Genomic DNA, 14,776 nt, shown 5'->3' with positions numbered 1-14,776 from the left:
CTTAAAATTGTTAGATATAATTTATTAATTCTTTAATTTTTTTTATGCCATGAATTTCGACCCCATCTATTCTATCTTTTGAAACATTACTGTGTGGAAAGATTATTTTTTTAAAACCTAACGACTTTGCTTCTTTAATTCTTGCTACAGAATTCCTCACAGGTCTAACCTCACCTCCAAGCCCTATTTCTCCAAAAAAAACTGTATGAGGAGATATGGGTTTGTTCTTTTTACTTGAAATCAAAGCAGAAACAAGGGCAAGGTCAGAGGAAGGCTCTTCAATGTTAATGCCACCAGCAACATTTACGAATATATCTTCTCCAGAAAAACTCAACCCCATTCTTTTTTCGATAATGGCAATTATCATCGATGTCCTCAGATAATCAAGCCCAAGAGTAATTCTTCTTGGATTTCCTAAATAGGGTGAGGGTGTTACAAGGGCCTGAATCTCGAGTAAAAGCGGCCTTGAGCCTTCGAGAGCACAGAATACCGCTACACCAGATTCTCTTTCTTCCTTATACTGAATGAAAAATTCCGAGAGATTCTGAACTGGAACCAATCCCTTTTCTTCCATGTTAAAAAGCCCTATCTCTGAAACAGGTCCGAATCTATTCTTTGCTGCTCTCAATATTCTGCTATTCTGATATTTTTCACCCTCAAAATAAAGCACTACATCAACTAAGTGCTCCAATGATTTTGGCCCTGCCAGACTTCCATCTTTTGTAATATGACCAATCAGAAAAGAAGTAATATTTTCTGTTTTTGAAAGATAAAAAATTTTTCCAGTAACTTCTCTAACCTGGGATATTGTTCCGGGAAGAGAAGATATATTCTTTGAATAAATTGTCTGGATGGAATCAAAAATCAGAAAATCGGGTTTAACTTCTTTTATCTTATTTTTTATATTCTCCCATAGGGTTTCACACAAAATAAATAAATTTCTTGGCTTAATTTCAAGTCTCTCTCCTCTTATTCTTATCTGAGCCTGGGATTCCTCTCCTGAGACATAAATAACTTTGAACCCTAAATTATCCAGCAAATTAGAAATCTGTAATGCAAGAGTTGATTTCCCTATCCCGGGTTCACCTCCGATCAATACAATAGACCCCCTTACAATTCCTCCACCAAGACATCTATCAAACTCATTTATATCGGTTTTTATCCTCTCCATTGTATTTGATGGTATCTCTGATAAAAGAACTGGTTCTGATGGAGATGAGATGATTTCTCCAGCTCTATCTGATGTTTCTATAAGAAATGAATTCCAGCTTGAACAATTCGGACACTTCCCCAGCCATTTTGTGGATACATAGCCACAGCTTTGACATACATAATTACTATCTAATTTCACTTTTCTCCAACTCCCAAGCCAAAGAATACTTGTCTTTTTGCCTTCAAGGCAAAATCTTCATATCCTCCTACAATAAAGAGATTTTTACCTATTGAAAATTTTGTTGAGAATCTATACACTGGCCTCGGTCTTCTGTTGAAATCAAAACTTTCTAAAGTAAATTTAATGTTTCCATTCCATAAAGAATAATCCAATCCAAAACCAAACTCAGATTCAATGAATCCTGTTCTGAAACCGAAATCTCCTGTTTTTATTCCTCCCTCAGCAGAAAACTTAATTTTATTCTCCCATGGATTTTTTAAGATTTCTCCAACAAAAAATCTATTTCCCCTGGGATTGATGAATATTGAAAAATAGCCTCTTCCGAGTATATCTCTGTTTAGATATTCAGCACGAATGCCAAGCTTAAAATCGGGAAAATCAAACTGAGAAATAACATCATCTGTTTTTTCCAGACTGATTTTTAATTGATCAAGGTTATCTTTCAATCGTCCATACATTTCTCTATCCTTTATCAATCTTCCGATAGTACTATCATTTGAGTTGATGTTGTTTATTATGCTATCTATGTCATTCATCATGGATTTAGTCCTGTCAGATATTTCTTTCAGATTCTTAATACTCTCCTTTAAATCACCTCTATTTTCCTTTATAAGACTTTCCATCTGAGAAGATACGCTGTTAAGAATTTTTGAAAAATTTTCCACAGCATCATTTAATCTTGATACAACCATTCTTGAATCATAAACAGTTTCTTTCAGAAGAGTTCTGTTCTCAGTCGAAATTTCTTTTAAAACTCCCGTAAAAACCTGAATATCCTGCAGTATCATCTGAAGTCGATTTCCGCCTCTTTCAGTTAATATGGCTTCTTTAAAAGTCTCTCCAAGAGATTTCAGATCCTCTCCAATGGAATAAAATGTCTGACCCAGCTGATCAACGGAAAGAGGCTGAATTCCTTCCAAATATGAACCAGATTCAACAAAAGGAGCAGCTGGAGGACCAGGAAAAATTTCAATGTATTTTTCTCCCATCATTCCTAAAGAACTCACCGTAGCTTTTGAACCTTTTCTTATCTTTACCTCTTTATTAATTTTCATGCGAACTTCAGCAGCTCCTCCTTTCAAAGAAATATCTTCAACGCTTCCAATTTTAATTCCTGCCAGCTTAACAGAAGCTCTTTTCTCAAGCCCAGCTATTGAACTAAAAGTTGCATAGAGCTCATACCCTTCTTTCTGAATTAAAAAAGTGATTGAGCCCACTTTTATTATTAAATAAGCCAGAATGACAAGAGCCAATGTTATAAAAATACCCACCTTCATTTCTAATTTCATTTCCCTCACCTCACATAACTTCTATAGGGCCTGAGGATTCTCCTTTAATAAATTGTTGGACTATTGGATTAGAAGAATTTTTAAATTCCTCAGGGACCCCGATTTCAATGATTCTTCCATCGTAAAGCATTGAAAGACGATCGCCGACTTTATAAGCACTCTTAATATCATGGGTAATAATAATTGATGTTATTGAGAGTTCATTTTTCGTTTTTAAGATTAAATTGTTAATTACATCTGCCATTATTGGATCTAAACCAGTGGTAGGTTCATCATAAATGAGAAATTTAGGTTCAAGGGCAATCGCTCTTGCAAGACCCACTCTTTTCTTCATTCCACCGCTCAACTGGGAAGGCATCATTCTTTCCATCCCTTTTAAGCCAACCCTGTGTAAACTATCTTTTATTCTTTTATCAATTTCTTTATGGGATAAATCAGTGCATCTTTTTAATCCAAATTGAATATTTTCATATACATTCATTGAGTCAAAAAGGGCAGCGCCTTGGAAAACCATTCCAAATTTCCTAATAATTTTCAACAGCTCATCATCACCTATAGCAGTAATATCCACTCCATCTACAAAAATTTTTCCCCTGTCTGGCTTAAGAAGGCCAAGAATATGTTTTACTAACACAGTTTTTCCAGCTCCACTCCCTCCAAGAATTACCATTACCTCATTATCAAAAATATCAATGTTGACCCCTTTCAAAACAGCATTTCCATCGAAACTTTTGTATAAATCTACTATTTTTATCATTTTTTTAAAGTAAAAGGCAGAAGTTTTCCCCAGAAGAAATTTGTAATCAATATTAGAATACTCGCAAGAACAACAGCAGATGTAGTGGACTTACCAACGCCTTCAGCGCCTCCTTCAGTCTTTAATCCCTTATAACAACCGATTAAAGAAATAATCACTCCAAAAGAAAAAGATTTAATCAAACCAGATAAAATATCCCACACTTCCATGTACGCAAGTTGAAATTCATTATAAACAATTGGATTTAAACCCATAAGGTATACAGCAACAAAATATGCTCCTATTAACCCTATCGCATCTCCATAAATTGTAAGTATCGGGGTCATAATTGTTGCAGCAAGAATTCTTGGAACGATAAGGTATTTAATTGGATTTGTTCCAAGAGTTAACAGAGCATCGATTTGTTCTGTTACTTTCATTGTTCCAATTTCCGCTGCCATTGCAGAACCAACTCTTCCTGCAATCATAAGGGCTGTGAGAACCGGGATTAACTCTTTTGTAAGACCTATTCCAACTATAGACCCAGTATAAATCTCAGCTCCAAATCTTTTAAATCCTATGTAACTTTGTAATGAAAACACCATTCCAGTAAAAAGACATGTAAGAGTGACAACTGGCATTGATCTAATTCCTATCTCTTTCATCTGATTGAAAAAAACTTTATTCTCAAATGGCCTTTTTAAAATTGTGTTCATGCTCTTAAAAAATAAAAGTGTAATCTCTCCGATATCTATCAATGTATTTTCGAAGGCTTGGTAAAGCTTTAATGTTCGATTGTTTAAAAAAAATTTCAATGTATTTCCTCTCTTTTTTCTAAATTTTCAAACCGGGCAAATTTGTTTAAAAAAGCCAGTTCCACTGTTCCTGTTGGACCATTTCTCTGCTTTGCGATAATAATTTCTGTTATTCCTTTCTTTGGGGTGTTAGGATTGTAAAACTCTTCTCTGTATAACATGGCTACAAGATCAGCATCTTGTTCAATTGCGCCTGACTCTCTTAAGTCTGATAATTGAGGTCTTGCAGCTCTTCTTTCTCTCTTTTCAGGTGCACGACTCAATTGAGATACGGCAACAACTGGAATTGAAATTTCTTTTGCTAACTCTTTCATAGCTCTGGATATTGCAGAAATTTCCTGATTTCTGTTTTCATATTTCCCTCCCCCTCTCATAAGCTGAAGATAGTCTATGATTAACATATCAAGTCCTTTTTCCAATTTAAGTCTTCTTGCTTTTGCTTTCATTTCAAGAATGGAAAGAGATGCGCTTTCATCTATAAAAATGGGTGCTTTTGCGATAACATTTGATGCCATGAGTATTCTGCTCCATTCATTCTGACTTATGTATCCGCTTTGAATTTTCTGAATATCCACTTTTGCTTCTGTTCCTAAAAATCTCAGCCCTAAGTTTTCTTTTGACATTTCAAGAGAAAATATTCCTACTTTCTTTTCTAATTTTATCGCAATATTGATAGCAGTATTTAGAACAAAAGCAGTTTTTCCCATAGAGGGTCTTCCTGCAATCACTATAAACTCTGAGTTTTTCAATCCTGAGGTCTTTATATCAAAATCAATAAATCCTGTCGGAATTCCCAGTATCCTTTCTCCTCTCTTTGAAAGAGCTTCAATTGCTTCTAAGGTTTCGCTTGTAATTTCTCTCATTTCAACAAACCCCTGTTTTATTCTCTTACCCGCTATCTCAAATATCCAATCTTGAGCTTTATCGAGGATTTCACCCGGATCTTCCCTTCCCTCAAATGTAGTCTGAATTATCTTAGAGCTGGAAATAATGAGCTTTCTCATGAGAGATTTTTCTTTGATTATTTCAGCGTAATATTCAACATTTAAACTTCTTGGGACACCATCTAACAACGAAGCTAAATATCCTGCTCCTCCAATTTCTTGAAGCTCTCCATTTCTTTCGAGCTCCTCAGAAAGGGTTAGGAGGTCAACGACTTTCCCTTTTTCTGACATTCCCATGATCCTTTTCATTATTTTCCTGTGAGAGTCAAGATAGAAATCCTCAGGAGAAATTATGGAAAGAACTGTATACAAATGAGAATTCTCAATTACCACTCCCCCAATTACAGCTCTCTCAGCTTCCACAGTGTGAGGTAAAGGTTTTCGTGGAATTGAAAAAATCTCATCCATAAAAATCATTCCTCCCTTAACACTTCTAACTTAATTTCAGCTTTAATCTCAGGTAAAATTTTAATGGGAATTGAGTAAATTCCGATTCTTTTTATTGGTTCCAGTAAAATTATTTTTTTCCTGTCAATTTCAATTCCCTGCTCTTCAAGAGAATTTTTTATGTCTGAGACAGTAACAGAGCCGAAAATCATATCCCTTTCTCCACCCTTTTTATATATCTTTAAATTTATATTATTCAGCTTTTCTGCTAATCCAATCGCATTAATTTTTTCCATCTCGATTCTCTTCTGAATTTTCTTTTTTTCGGATTCAATTAAAGCCATATTCGAATCTGTAATTTCAATGGCTAATTTTTTTGGAATTAAATAATTTCTTCCATAACCTGCCTTTACCTCTAACACATCACCTTTTTTTCCTAAATTTTCTATATCTTCTTTTAACATTACCTTCATAAGAGCCCCTTTTGTATAAAATTTTAATATTACTCGGGAAGAAATGGAAGAAGAGCCATGTGTCTTGCTCTTTTTATTGCTTTAGCCAGTTCTCTCTGATGATATGCACATATCCCAGTAATTCTTCTTGAAAGAATTTTTCCCCGATCTTGTAAGAATACCTCTATCAAATTTACATTTTTGAAATCAATATAGTCTATTTTTTCGAAACAAAATTTGCAGTATTTCTTTTTTGGCGCAAAATATCTTCTTGTTATTACTGATGATTCTTTTTTATCTGTCATATTCTTTTTCTCTCATTTACCTTGTTCGGCAAATTCTATATCTTCATCAGCCGATGATTTTATTCCTTCTTTTTTTCTCGCTTTTTTCTCTCTTTCCCGCTTTAACTTTTCAGACTTCTCTAAATATTCATCAAGCTTCAAGGTCAGATATCTGATGATTTTTTCATTCTGGTTAAATCTCCGCTCCAGTTCTTTTGGCAACCCAGGGGGTCCAGTGTAGGCAAAGAAACAATAATATCCTTCCTGAAACTGGCGTATCTTATACGCTAATTTTTTCTTTTCCCATCCGTCTTCCTTCAATAAATCTCCTTTAAAATCTTCAATTATTTTTTTCACATTGTTGATTATTAACTGCCTTTCATCATCTTTTACCTCTGGTGAAATGATGAAAGACGTTTCATAATTGCTCATTTTTCCTCCTTATGGCTCATAGCCCTTCATTAATGTAAGAAGAGCAAGGATTTATTCTCTTGTTAAATTTATTCATTGCAAAATCTTCCTCTTTTTTGATAATGAGTTCAGCTGCTTCAATTGCCTTTTCCAAAGATTTTTTTATCAATTTTTTTTCTTTTTTTCCGAAAGGAGAAAGAACATATCTTATCGCTTCTTTTTCTGACTTTCCTACACCTATTCTTACCCTGAAAAAAACATCAGTACCAATCTTTTCAATTATTGACTTCACTCCCTTATGGGCTCCTGCACTTCCCTTTTTTCTAATTCTTATTTCTCCAACCTGTATATCCATATCATCATAAATTACTATAAGATTTTCAGGAAGAATCTTTTCTCCCTTTAAAATTGCTTCCACTGCAATACCACTGTTGTTCATATATGTCTGAGGAAGAACAAGGGAGACCTCTTCATTAAATAATCTGATCTTTCCTGTATAGCTATAATATTTTTTTTCATTCAATCTAACATTCCATTTTTTTGCGAACATTTTCAAACACATGAAACCCACATTATGTCTCGTATTCCTGTATAAAAATCCTGGATTTCCCAATCCAACCAGTACCCACAATTTACTCCTCTTTCTTTTCTTCCTCTTCTTCTTTTTTCTTCTTAATAACTTCAGGCTCAACAACTGCTTCTTCAGCTGGAACCACAATTACTTCTTCTACTTCTTTCCTTGGAGCTTCAATCGTAAGTATTACCGAATCAGGGTCATCCAAAATTTTTATTTTTTTATCAAATTTTATATCCTCTATTTTCAAAGATTGTCCTATGTGCAAAGGAGAAATTTCTACATCTATTTTTTCAGGAATATCTTTAGGAAGACATTCTATATCGCATTCTCTGTGAAGAAATTCTATAAATCCTCCTTCTTCAGCTACTCCTATAGGTGTCCCTACCAAACTAATCGGGACTTTAACTTTTACTGGCTTATCCATTAAAACTTTGTAAATATCCACATGAAGTATCTCTGTTGTAAGCGGATCAATCTGAAATTCCTTCATCATCACGCTGTAAGTTTTTTTATCCACGTTAACTTTAAATATGATATTTTCCCCCATTTTCATAATCTTAATTATATCTTTCTTTTCAAGAGTAACTGGTATAGAAGATACATCACTTCCATAAATTATAGAGGGAATTTTCCCGATTTTCCTGATCTTCTTTGCATATTCTTTCCCCACCTTATCTCTTTTTTCTGCTCGTATTAAAATTTCTTCCATGACAATATCCTCCTATTGAAATAAAGAACTCACTGAGCTCTGTTCATATATTCTCTTTATAGCTTCTCCAAACAATTGTGAAACGGATAAAACCTGCATTCTTTCACCCAATTTTTTATCCTTATTAACATTTATTGTATCCGTTATTATAGCTTTCTCAATTGGAGAATTATCTATTCTTTTTACTGCTTCTCCAGATAATACAGCATGGGTGAAGGCTGCCCAAATTCTGGATGCCCTATGTTTTATCAGAAGATTAACAGTTTGAATCAGAGTTCCTGCTGTATCAACAATATCATCTAAAATTATTACATCTTTATTCTCCACATCTCCGATTATAGAAATCGATTCTGATACATTAGGCCCCGTCCTTCTCTTATAAACAATTGCTAAATCAGCACTCAAATGTCCTGCCATCATTCTTGCTCTCTCCACTCCTCCTGCATCTGGAGAAATAACAACTGGCTTCTTTAAATTGATAGAATTAAAATAAGAAATAAGAACCGGTAAAGCATATAAATTGTCAACAGGAATTGAAAAAAAACCCTGAATCTGAGGAGCATGTAAATCCATTGTGAGGACCCTGCTCACACCAGATGTTTCTAATAAGTTTGCAACAAGCCTTGCTGATATTGGAACCCTTGGTCTATCTTTTCTATCCTGCCTTGCATATCCATAATATGGAATTACTGCTGTTATTGAATTCACAGAAGCTCTTTTAAATGCATCCACCATTATCAACAATTCCATAAAATGAAAATTAACTTCATATGATGTGCTCTGAACTACAAAAACCTCTGCGCCACGAACATTTTCAAGTATCTGAAAATTAACCTCCCCATCACTGAAAGTTTTTAAAATAGCTTCGCCCAGAGGAATTTTCAAATATTCACATATTTTCTCTGCAAGGGGCCTGTTAGATGAACCTGAAAAAATTTTTATATTATTCATCTATCCTCAACCTCTCCCATAAAGGGCACCTTACTCCATAAGTAGAGTGCCGTGGCACAATGGAATAACAAAAGAAATTTATGTGCCACGAGACTATCTGGGGTGGGAGGATTCGAACCTCCGGATGCTGGTTCCAAAGACCAGTGCCTTACCGCTTGGCTACACCCCATTAATTCCATAAATATTTCCAGTAATATTTTCTCTCAATAAATTTTGCTATCTTAAAATCCATATTTTCAATTTTTTTTGCTGTTTTTTTAGCTTCAGAATATTCTTTAAAGATACCAAAAATACTACTTCCACTCCCGCTCATCAACACTAATTTAGCTCCTTCTTCTTTTAAAAATTTCTTAATGTATTTTAAATCTGGATGTATTTCTAATGAAACTTTCTCGAGATCGTTCTCCAAAGAGCTTAAATCCTTATTTCTCAGAAACCTATTTATATTACTTTCTTTTGTCTGAAAAGTCAATAACAAATTAGAATAAACAAAGCTTGTTGATAAACATATATCCGGAAAAATTAAAAAAGCCCATAAATTTTTGATATCTTCTAATGGAGTTATACTGGCACCTGTTCCGGTTCCCAGGGCAGTTCCTCCGCATAAAAAATATGGTACATCAGCACCCAGGGATTTTGAAATCGGCAACAAAATTGAATTATCTCCAGGAATACCCCACATTTTTTTTAATCCAACAAGAACAGAGGCTGCATTACTTGAGCCACCTCCCAATCCTTTACCAGGAGGGATTCTTTTTTTTATATAAATTCTAACGCCCTTTTTGATCCTGAAAGTATCCAGAAATATTTCACATGCCTTAAAAATAAGGTTGCTTCTATCCCACGGAATTTTTTGTGAATTCCCAGCTAAATAAATTCCCTTTTCAATCTCCTCAATATAAATGGAATCCCACAGATTAACACTCTGAAAAATTGTTTTTATCTCATGATAGCCATCCTTTCTCATTCCCAGAACTTCGAGTCCCAGGTTTATTTTAGCAAATGCCCTGAGCGATATGCTTCTCATCTTTCCAGAATTTTGATAACTCTATCTATATCAATGGATGTGTACATATCATAATCAAATTCAAAAGAGGGAAATAATCTTTGAATTTTAAAATTGAATATTTTTATTTTAATAGCTATATTTTCTTTTACATATTCCATCTCTTTTGGAAAGGAAGTACCTATAAAATATTTTTTAATTTTGAAAATTGAAACTCTTCTGATTCCCCTCATATCCTGTATCAATTCATCCTCATTCATCAAACACCCAAAAAGATTCTCCGATAACTCCTCGAGTCTTCCTTCCCAGAATTCTTTTGTTTCAGGAAAAAATAACTTTGTAGAGTTATTCTCAATATAGATTGAAACAAAATTTTTCCCAGAGGGCAGAATACCTTTAATAAAAACAGAATTTAATCCATCAAGATAATATAAAAAGTTAAAACTTATTAATTTCTGTCTGTTTTTATAATAAAATTTTCCGAAGCCGGATATTCTATCGGATAATTTCAATTCAGGATGGTGGGGAAAACAACTTATTAAAAAAAACGTAAGTAAGTAAGAGGTCAACCATCCCCTTCGCTCAGAAGATGGTTGACCTCTTAATTTAAATATGTGTTTTAGGCCACCTTTCCAGCTCATAAAATTTAAATTAAATTCTCTTGTCGCAAAACTTTATTTATTTCCCTCTTTTTTTATCTTGGTTACATTTTTAATTTTATTGTATAACTCTTTTTTATTCTTCGGGTTATAATCTGCCGCTTTCTTCCAGAACTCAAGGGCCAGATCATATTCTTTCAATGAAAAATACAGATCTCCCAGATGTTCTATTATTTCTGGTTCCCAGTTCTTTTTCCTATATGCCTTTTCCAGATAATCTTTAGCTTTCTCATAATCTTTCATCTTAAAATATACCCATCCAAGGGTATCGATATAATCAGGATTTTCAGGATCGATATTAACTGCCTTCTTACTCATTTCAAGAGCTTCTTTTAAATTTAAACCTCGTTCAGCCCACATGTATGAAAGATAATTTAAGGCAGATGAATTCTTCGGATTAATCCTTAAGCATCTTCTAAAATATTTCTCAGATTCAGAAATTCTATTGTTTTCCTCGTAATAGGCACCCCACCTCAGAAAAAGTTCATCTTTCATAGGAAATTCTTTTTCAGCTCTCTTAAAAAATTTTAGCCCTTTTTCCCAGTCCTTTTGTTTGTTATAAATCAATGCTCCTGTAGAATAATATTCAAGATGGTTGTATTCTTTTATTTTTTCTTTGACAAGCTGGAGCGCTTCGTTTCTTTTATTAACTGCTTTTAAAATTTCAATTTTAGTTATAAAAAGAAATTTGTCATCAGGAACTTCCTTCAAAAACTCATCCACAATTTTTAATGCATCCTCGTAATTCTTTTTTCCTTTTTTGATATAGGCTATATAAGAATTTGCTTGGAGATCCCTTTCGTTAATTTTTCTAACCTCCTGGAAATACTTCTCAGCATTATCATGGTCTTTCATAATTATATAAATATATCCAATCTCTTTCAGGATTGTTATCTTTAATCCATGGGGAATTGTCTCGTCATCTTTAAGGGATAAAAATACATTTAACGCCTCCTGATAATAATAAGTATCAAGATTGAGTTCTGATAAGTAATATCTTGGTACCCAATCTCCTGGGTAGAGATTTAGGATCTCTTGATAAACATCTTTTGCCTGTTCAAGCTTTTTGATCTGTTTTAAAATTTGTGCCTTTAAAATTAAAAGCTCTTTGTCAATTTTTTCTCTTTTCCGAGCTTGCTCAATTTCTTTAAGGGCTTCTCCATACTTGGATTTTCTGATCAATATTTTAATCAATCTTTTCTCAAAATTTAAGTCAGATTTATAAATTTGAACAGCCCTTGAATATAAATTTTCTGCTTTATCAAAATTTTTCTGAAGCTCATATAAATCCCCAAGAACGGAAAAAGCTCTATAATAATACGGATTTATATCGAGAGTTTTCAACAATAATTTTTCTGCTTCATCATATTTTTTCTCTCGAATGTAGACATCAGCAAGACTAAGATATCCTTCTATTGAGAAAGGAGAAATCTCGATTAATTTTTTGAGGCTCTCCTTTGCCTCTGGAATCTCGCCAAGATTTATGGATACATTTCCTAAAAGAAATAATGATTCGACATTGGATGGGTTACATTTTAAAGATTCTTTTAAAAAATCTTTTGCTTTTCTAAAGTATTTTTCATTTTCTTTTTCATTGCTGGATATATAAGAAAGATTTATCTTGGCTAATAATACATAAGCATCACAATTATTCGAATCAAGTTCTATTGATCTCATCGCATATTTTTCTGATTCTTCGAGCATGTCCAGATGAGCTTTAACCTCAGAAATATAATAATAAATGGCAGATGGCTCTTCAGAGTATTTAAGCGATTCCTGGAGCAATTTATCAGCTCTTTCCCAATTCCCCTCAAATATTTCCTGACTTGAAAGAAGGAAATAGTAGTAACTTAAATACGAATCTTTCTTTTCCTGAGAAAATAGCATCGATAATGATAGTACAATTATTATAGGAGCAAATAAATTTCTCATTTTTGGTTGCCTTATTTTAAACGGAAACCGTAATCATCAACTTCTGTTTCATTTTTGGATTTTTTTGAGGAAGAGCCTTTTAGTTTCCATTTAAAACAAGTTATCCTGAAACCAAGACTTGGAAGGAATATCAATGCAAGGACAAAAAAGAATGCAAGGAATAGCAAAAAAAATATTTCCCACCTCATAAAACCTCCTTTACCATACAGTACATTAGATTACTTCTAATACCTTTTTTAAAAAAGAAGGTTCAGGAAGTGCTCCCTCAAATTGAATTTTTTCATTAATTACCACTTTAGGAACACTGTATACATTGTAATTGATTGAAAGCTCTTGGAATTCTGTAGACTCAATCATATCTGCTCTTATGTACTCGTTTTCAATTGCCATTTTATGGGCTAATCTTACTGCGGATGGACAATATGGGCAGCTTGGAGTTACAAATACTTTTATATGAACTGGAACATTAATTTTTTTCAACTCTTCTTTTGTTTTTTCGCTCAAACCGGAATCTCCTTTGGATATATCTATTATATCCCCAAGAAGAGAAGCAAATTCGTATCCTGCTGGAACCCCATAATATCTGATTCCTAAATCAGTATCTTTCTCCAGTACTATTGCAGGGACTCTTTCAATTGAATATTTCTCCACCATTTCTTTATCCGATGAGAAGTTTAAAATCTCCATTTCTATTTTATCTGAAAGCATGGAAAGCTCAGAAATCAAAGCAATAGTTTCTTTGCAATACTGACAATTTTCTTCTTCATCTCTAAAAATTCTTATTCGAATTTTATCTTTGAGACTTTCAAACATCTTTTTAATTTCTTTTGAATCTTCATCTGAAATATAAGACATCTATATCCTCCTTCAAAGTTCTTTTTCCTCCTTCTGAGAAAAAATTAAATTAATTATAAATTTTTTTTTAAAAATCGTCAAATTGTTGACATCTCTTTACAAATTTAATAAAAAAGGCTTGATGGAAATGCTATGGCAATTAATTTATCTCCTGCTACTATTCCTTTCATTTCCCTATTTCCTGTGCAACAAAATCCTCAAGAAAAAGGAATTTCCAGTTTTTTTGAGAAGGCTGGGTTTCAATTTAAAAAAAGACAAAAAAGAAAAAAAAAGAATATGGATTCATGCTGTATCTCTCGGAGAAGTACTCCTTACAAGCCCCATTATTTCAAAAATAAAAGAGTTAGGGAAATTTGACGTATATATAACAACCACAACTCAAACCGGATACCAGGTAGCAACGGAAAGATTGAGTGGAATAAAAAAAATTTTTTTCTCGCCCCTTGACATCAGGTTCTCTGTTAAAAAATATTTAAATTTCATCTCTCCTGATATACTAATCCTTGTAGAAAATGAAATATGGCCAACTCTTATTTTGGAAACAAGGAAACGTAATATACCGATTTTGCTGATAAATGGCAGGATGAGTGATAGAACTTTTAAATATTTTAATTTTTTCAAGTCTATCATAAAACCTATAGTAAACAAAATCGATTACTTTCTCGTTCAGGATAATGAAACATACAATAAGTATAAAATACTTGGAATTTCTGAAGAAAAACTGCAAATCTCTGGAAACCTCAAAGCTGACACTGCATTTCCATTTTTTACAGAAAATGAAATTGAAATCCTTAAAAGTCAATTCAACCTTAAGGGCAAAAAAATTTTTGTTGCAGGGAGTACTTCAAAAGGAGAAGAAAATACAATCCTTGAGGCTTATTTAAAAGCAAAAAAAGCTAATGACGATTTGAAACTTATTCTGGCTCCAAGACATCCGAATAGATTCGAAGAGGTTGAGAGAATAATAAAAAAATATAAATTAAAAATGAAAACAAGAACCTCATTCCAGAATAAAGAGTATGATGTCCTTCTTCTTAACACCATAGGAGAGCTTTGCAAATTCTATGCAATTTCAAATGGAGTTTTTGTTGGAGGAAGCCTTGTGTCTAAAGGGGGCCATAATATCCTTGAACCAGCCTTCTACTCCAAACCTATCTGTTTTGGAAAATATATGTCTAATTTTAAGAATATTTCAGAAATTTTTTTAAAGAAAAAAGCATCTATCTTGATAAAGAATGAAAAAGACTTGGTAAATTTTATCAAAAAAATTGATTCTGAAGAATTAAAAAGCATGGGAATAAGGGCATACAAAACATATCTCTCGCTTAAAGGTGGAACCGAAAAAACAATCGATAAAATCCTGAGTCTTATTTAAT

At 33.2% G+C, this 14,776-nt stretch carries 17 protein-coding genes and 1 tRNA gene; 1 reads left to right on the top strand and 17 read right to left on the bottom strand.

The window, feature by feature from the left end:
- Positions 1–10 precede the first annotated feature (10 nt).
- The 17 genes from radA to AB1410_03365 form a co-directional block, all read right to left on the bottom strand.
- Positions 11–1,351, bottom strand: coding sequence for a DNA repair protein RadA (radA, locus tag AB1410_03445; GenBank protein ID MEW6455754.1), 1,341 nt, complete (start codon positions 1,349–1,351; stop codon positions 11–13).
- Positions 1,348–2,682: an MlaD family protein gene (locus AB1410_03440; GenBank protein ID MEW6455753.1), complete on the bottom strand. Its 1,335-nt coding sequence runs from the start codon at positions 2,680–2,682 to the stop codon at positions 1,348–1,350. Before AB1410_03440 ends, radA begins: the two co-directional genes overlap by 4 nt.
- Before the next feature lie 10 nt (positions 2,683–2,692).
- A complete protein-coding gene (locus AB1410_03435) occupies positions 2,693–3,439 on the bottom strand; it encodes an ABC transporter ATP-binding protein (GenBank protein ID MEW6455752.1) in 747 nt (248 codons plus the stop codon).
- Positions 3,436–4,233 carry an ABC transporter permease gene (locus AB1410_03430; GenBank protein ID MEW6455751.1) on the bottom strand — a complete coding sequence of 266 codons (798 nt, stop codon included), beginning with the start codon at positions 4,231–4,233 and terminating at the stop codon, positions 3,436–3,438. Before AB1410_03430 ends, AB1410_03435 begins: the two co-directional genes overlap by 4 nt.
- Positions 4,230–5,585, bottom strand: coding sequence for a replicative DNA helicase (gene dnaB, locus AB1410_03425; GenBank protein ID MEW6455750.1), 1,356 nt, complete (start codon positions 5,583–5,585; stop codon positions 4,230–4,232). The genes AB1410_03430 and dnaB overlap by 4 nt, the downstream gene beginning before the upstream one ends.
- Before the next feature lie 5 nt (positions 5,586–5,590).
- Positions 5,591–6,028, bottom strand: a complete 438-nt coding sequence (gene rplI / locus AB1410_03420) for a 50S ribosomal protein L9 (GenBank protein ID MEW6455749.1) — start codon at positions 6,026–6,028, stop codon at positions 5,591–5,593.
- Positions 6,029–6,066: 38 nt separating this feature from the next.
- The gene (rpsR, locus tag AB1410_03415; GenBank protein ID MEW6455748.1) at positions 6,067–6,321 is read right to left on the bottom strand and encodes a 30S ribosomal protein S18; all 255 of its coding nucleotides are present in this window, start codon (positions 6,319–6,321) and stop codon (positions 6,067–6,069) included.
- 12 nt (positions 6,322–6,333) lie between these two features.
- Positions 6,334–6,732, bottom strand: a complete 399-nt coding sequence (gene rpsF, locus AB1410_03410) for a 30S ribosomal protein S6 (protein ID MEW6455747.1) — start codon at positions 6,730–6,732, stop codon at positions 6,334–6,336.
- Positions 6,733–6,748: 16 nt separating this feature from the next.
- Entirely contained in the window at positions 6,749–7,342 is a 594-nt protein-coding gene (gene pth, locus AB1410_03405) for an aminoacyl-tRNA hydrolase (GenBank protein ID MEW6455746.1), read from the bottom strand.
- A gap of 1 nt (position 7,343) precedes the next feature.
- On the bottom strand, positions 7,344–7,997 hold the full coding sequence (locus AB1410_03400) for a 50S ribosomal protein L25 (GenBank protein MEW6455745.1): 654 nt from the start codon (positions 7,995–7,997) through the stop codon (positions 7,344–7,346).
- Between the two features lie 12 nt (positions 7,998–8,009).
- Entirely contained in the window at positions 8,010–8,948 is a 939-nt protein-coding gene (locus AB1410_03395; GenBank protein ID MEW6455744.1) for a ribose-phosphate pyrophosphokinase, read from the bottom strand.
- A 97-nt stretch (positions 8,949–9,045) separates the two neighbouring features.
- A tRNA-Gln gene (locus tag AB1410_03390) sits at positions 9,046–9,117 on the bottom strand.
- Positions 9,118–9,975, bottom strand: coding sequence for a 4-(cytidine 5'-diphospho)-2-C-methyl-D-erythritol kinase (gene ispE, locus AB1410_03385; protein MEW6455743.1), 858 nt, complete (start codon positions 9,973–9,975; stop codon positions 9,118–9,120). It abuts the tRNA gene before it with no gap.
- A complete protein-coding gene (locus AB1410_03380; protein MEW6455742.1) occupies positions 9,972–10,595 on the bottom strand; it encodes a hypothetical protein in 624 nt (207 codons plus the stop codon). Before AB1410_03380 ends, ispE begins: the two co-directional genes overlap by 4 nt.
- A 33-nt stretch (positions 10,596–10,628) precedes the next feature.
- Entirely contained in the window at positions 10,629–12,545 is a 1,917-nt protein-coding gene (locus tag AB1410_03375; protein ID MEW6455741.1) for a tetratricopeptide repeat protein, read from the bottom strand.
- An 11-nt stretch (positions 12,546–12,556) separates the two neighbouring features.
- Complete coding sequence (locus AB1410_03370) at positions 12,557–12,733, bottom strand: hypothetical protein (protein MEW6455740.1); 177 nt, start codon at positions 12,731–12,733, stop codon at positions 12,557–12,559.
- A gap of 25 nt (positions 12,734–12,758) precedes the next feature.
- The gene (locus AB1410_03365; GenBank protein ID MEW6455739.1) at positions 12,759–13,400 is read right to left on the bottom strand and encodes a thioredoxin family protein; all 642 of its coding nucleotides are present in this window, start codon (positions 13,398–13,400) and stop codon (positions 12,759–12,761) included.
- 121 nt (positions 13,401–13,521) lie between these two features.
- Between AB1410_03365 and AB1410_03360 the strand changes: the two genes are divergently transcribed.
- Complete coding sequence (locus AB1410_03360) at positions 13,522–14,775, top strand: glycosyltransferase N-terminal domain-containing protein (GenBank protein ID MEW6455738.1); 1,254 nt, start codon at positions 13,522–13,524, stop codon at positions 14,773–14,775.
- The last annotated feature ends 1 nt before the right edge of the window (position 14,776 follow it).

This window comes from Acidobacteriota bacterium (assembly GCA_040756905.1).
Lineage (GTDB): Bacteria > Acidobacteriota > Aminicenantia > JBFLYD01 > JBFLYD01 > JBFLYD01.
Note: the sequence above shows the minus strand (reverse complement) of the source record. Positions and strands in the feature narration are given on the sequence as shown.

Bases quoted from the DNA above. Each gene is read 5' to 3' on its own strand.
- AB1410_03440 (MEW6455753.1), bottom strand. From the start codon at position 2,682: ATGAAATTAGAAATGAAGGTGGGTATTTTTATAACATTGGCTCTTGTC.
- AB1410_03435 (MEW6455752.1), bottom strand. From the start codon at position 3,439: ATGATAAAAATAGTAGATTTATACAAAAGTTTCGATGGAAATGCTGTT.
- dnaB (MEW6455750.1), bottom strand. From the start codon at position 5,585: ATGGATGAGATTTTTTCAATTCCACGAAAACCTTTACCTCACACTGTG.
- rplI (MEW6455749.1), bottom strand. From the start codon at position 6,028: ATGTTAAAAGAAGATATAGAAAATTTAGGAAAAAAAGGTGATGTGTTA.
- rpsR (MEW6455748.1), bottom strand. From the start codon at position 6,321: ATGACAGATAAAAAAGAATCATCAGTAATAACAAGAAGATATTTTGCG.
- rpsF (MEW6455747.1), bottom strand. From the start codon at position 6,732: ATGAGCAATTATGAAACGTCTTTCATCATTTCACCAGAGGTAAAAGAT.
- AB1410_03400 (MEW6455745.1), bottom strand. From the start codon at position 7,997: ATGGAAGAAATTTTAATACGAGCAGAAAAAAGAGATAAGGTGGGGAAA.
- AB1410_03395 (MEW6455744.1), bottom strand. From the start codon at position 8,948: ATGAATAATATAAAAATTTTTTCAGGTTCATCTAACAGGCCCCTTGCA.
- ispE (MEW6455743.1), bottom strand. From the start codon at position 9,975: ATGAGAAGCATATCGCTCAGGGCATTTGCTAAAATAAACCTGGGACTC.
- AB1410_03380 (MEW6455742.1), bottom strand. From the start codon at position 10,595: ATGAGCTGGAAAGGTGGCCTAAAACACATATTTAAATTAAGAGGTCAA.
- AB1410_03375 (MEW6455741.1), bottom strand. From the start codon at position 12,545: ATGAGAAATTTATTTGCTCCTATAATAATTGTACTATCATTATCGATG.
- AB1410_03370 (MEW6455740.1), bottom strand. From the start codon at position 12,733: ATGAGGTGGGAAATATTTTTTTTGCTATTCCTTGCATTCTTTTTTGTC.
- AB1410_03365 (MEW6455739.1), bottom strand. From the start codon at position 13,400: ATGTCTTATATTTCAGATGAAGATTCAAAAGAAATTAAAAAGATGTTT.
- AB1410_03360 (MEW6455738.1), top strand. From the start codon at position 13,522: ATGGAAATGCTATGGCAATTAATTTATCTCCTGCTACTATTCCTTTCA.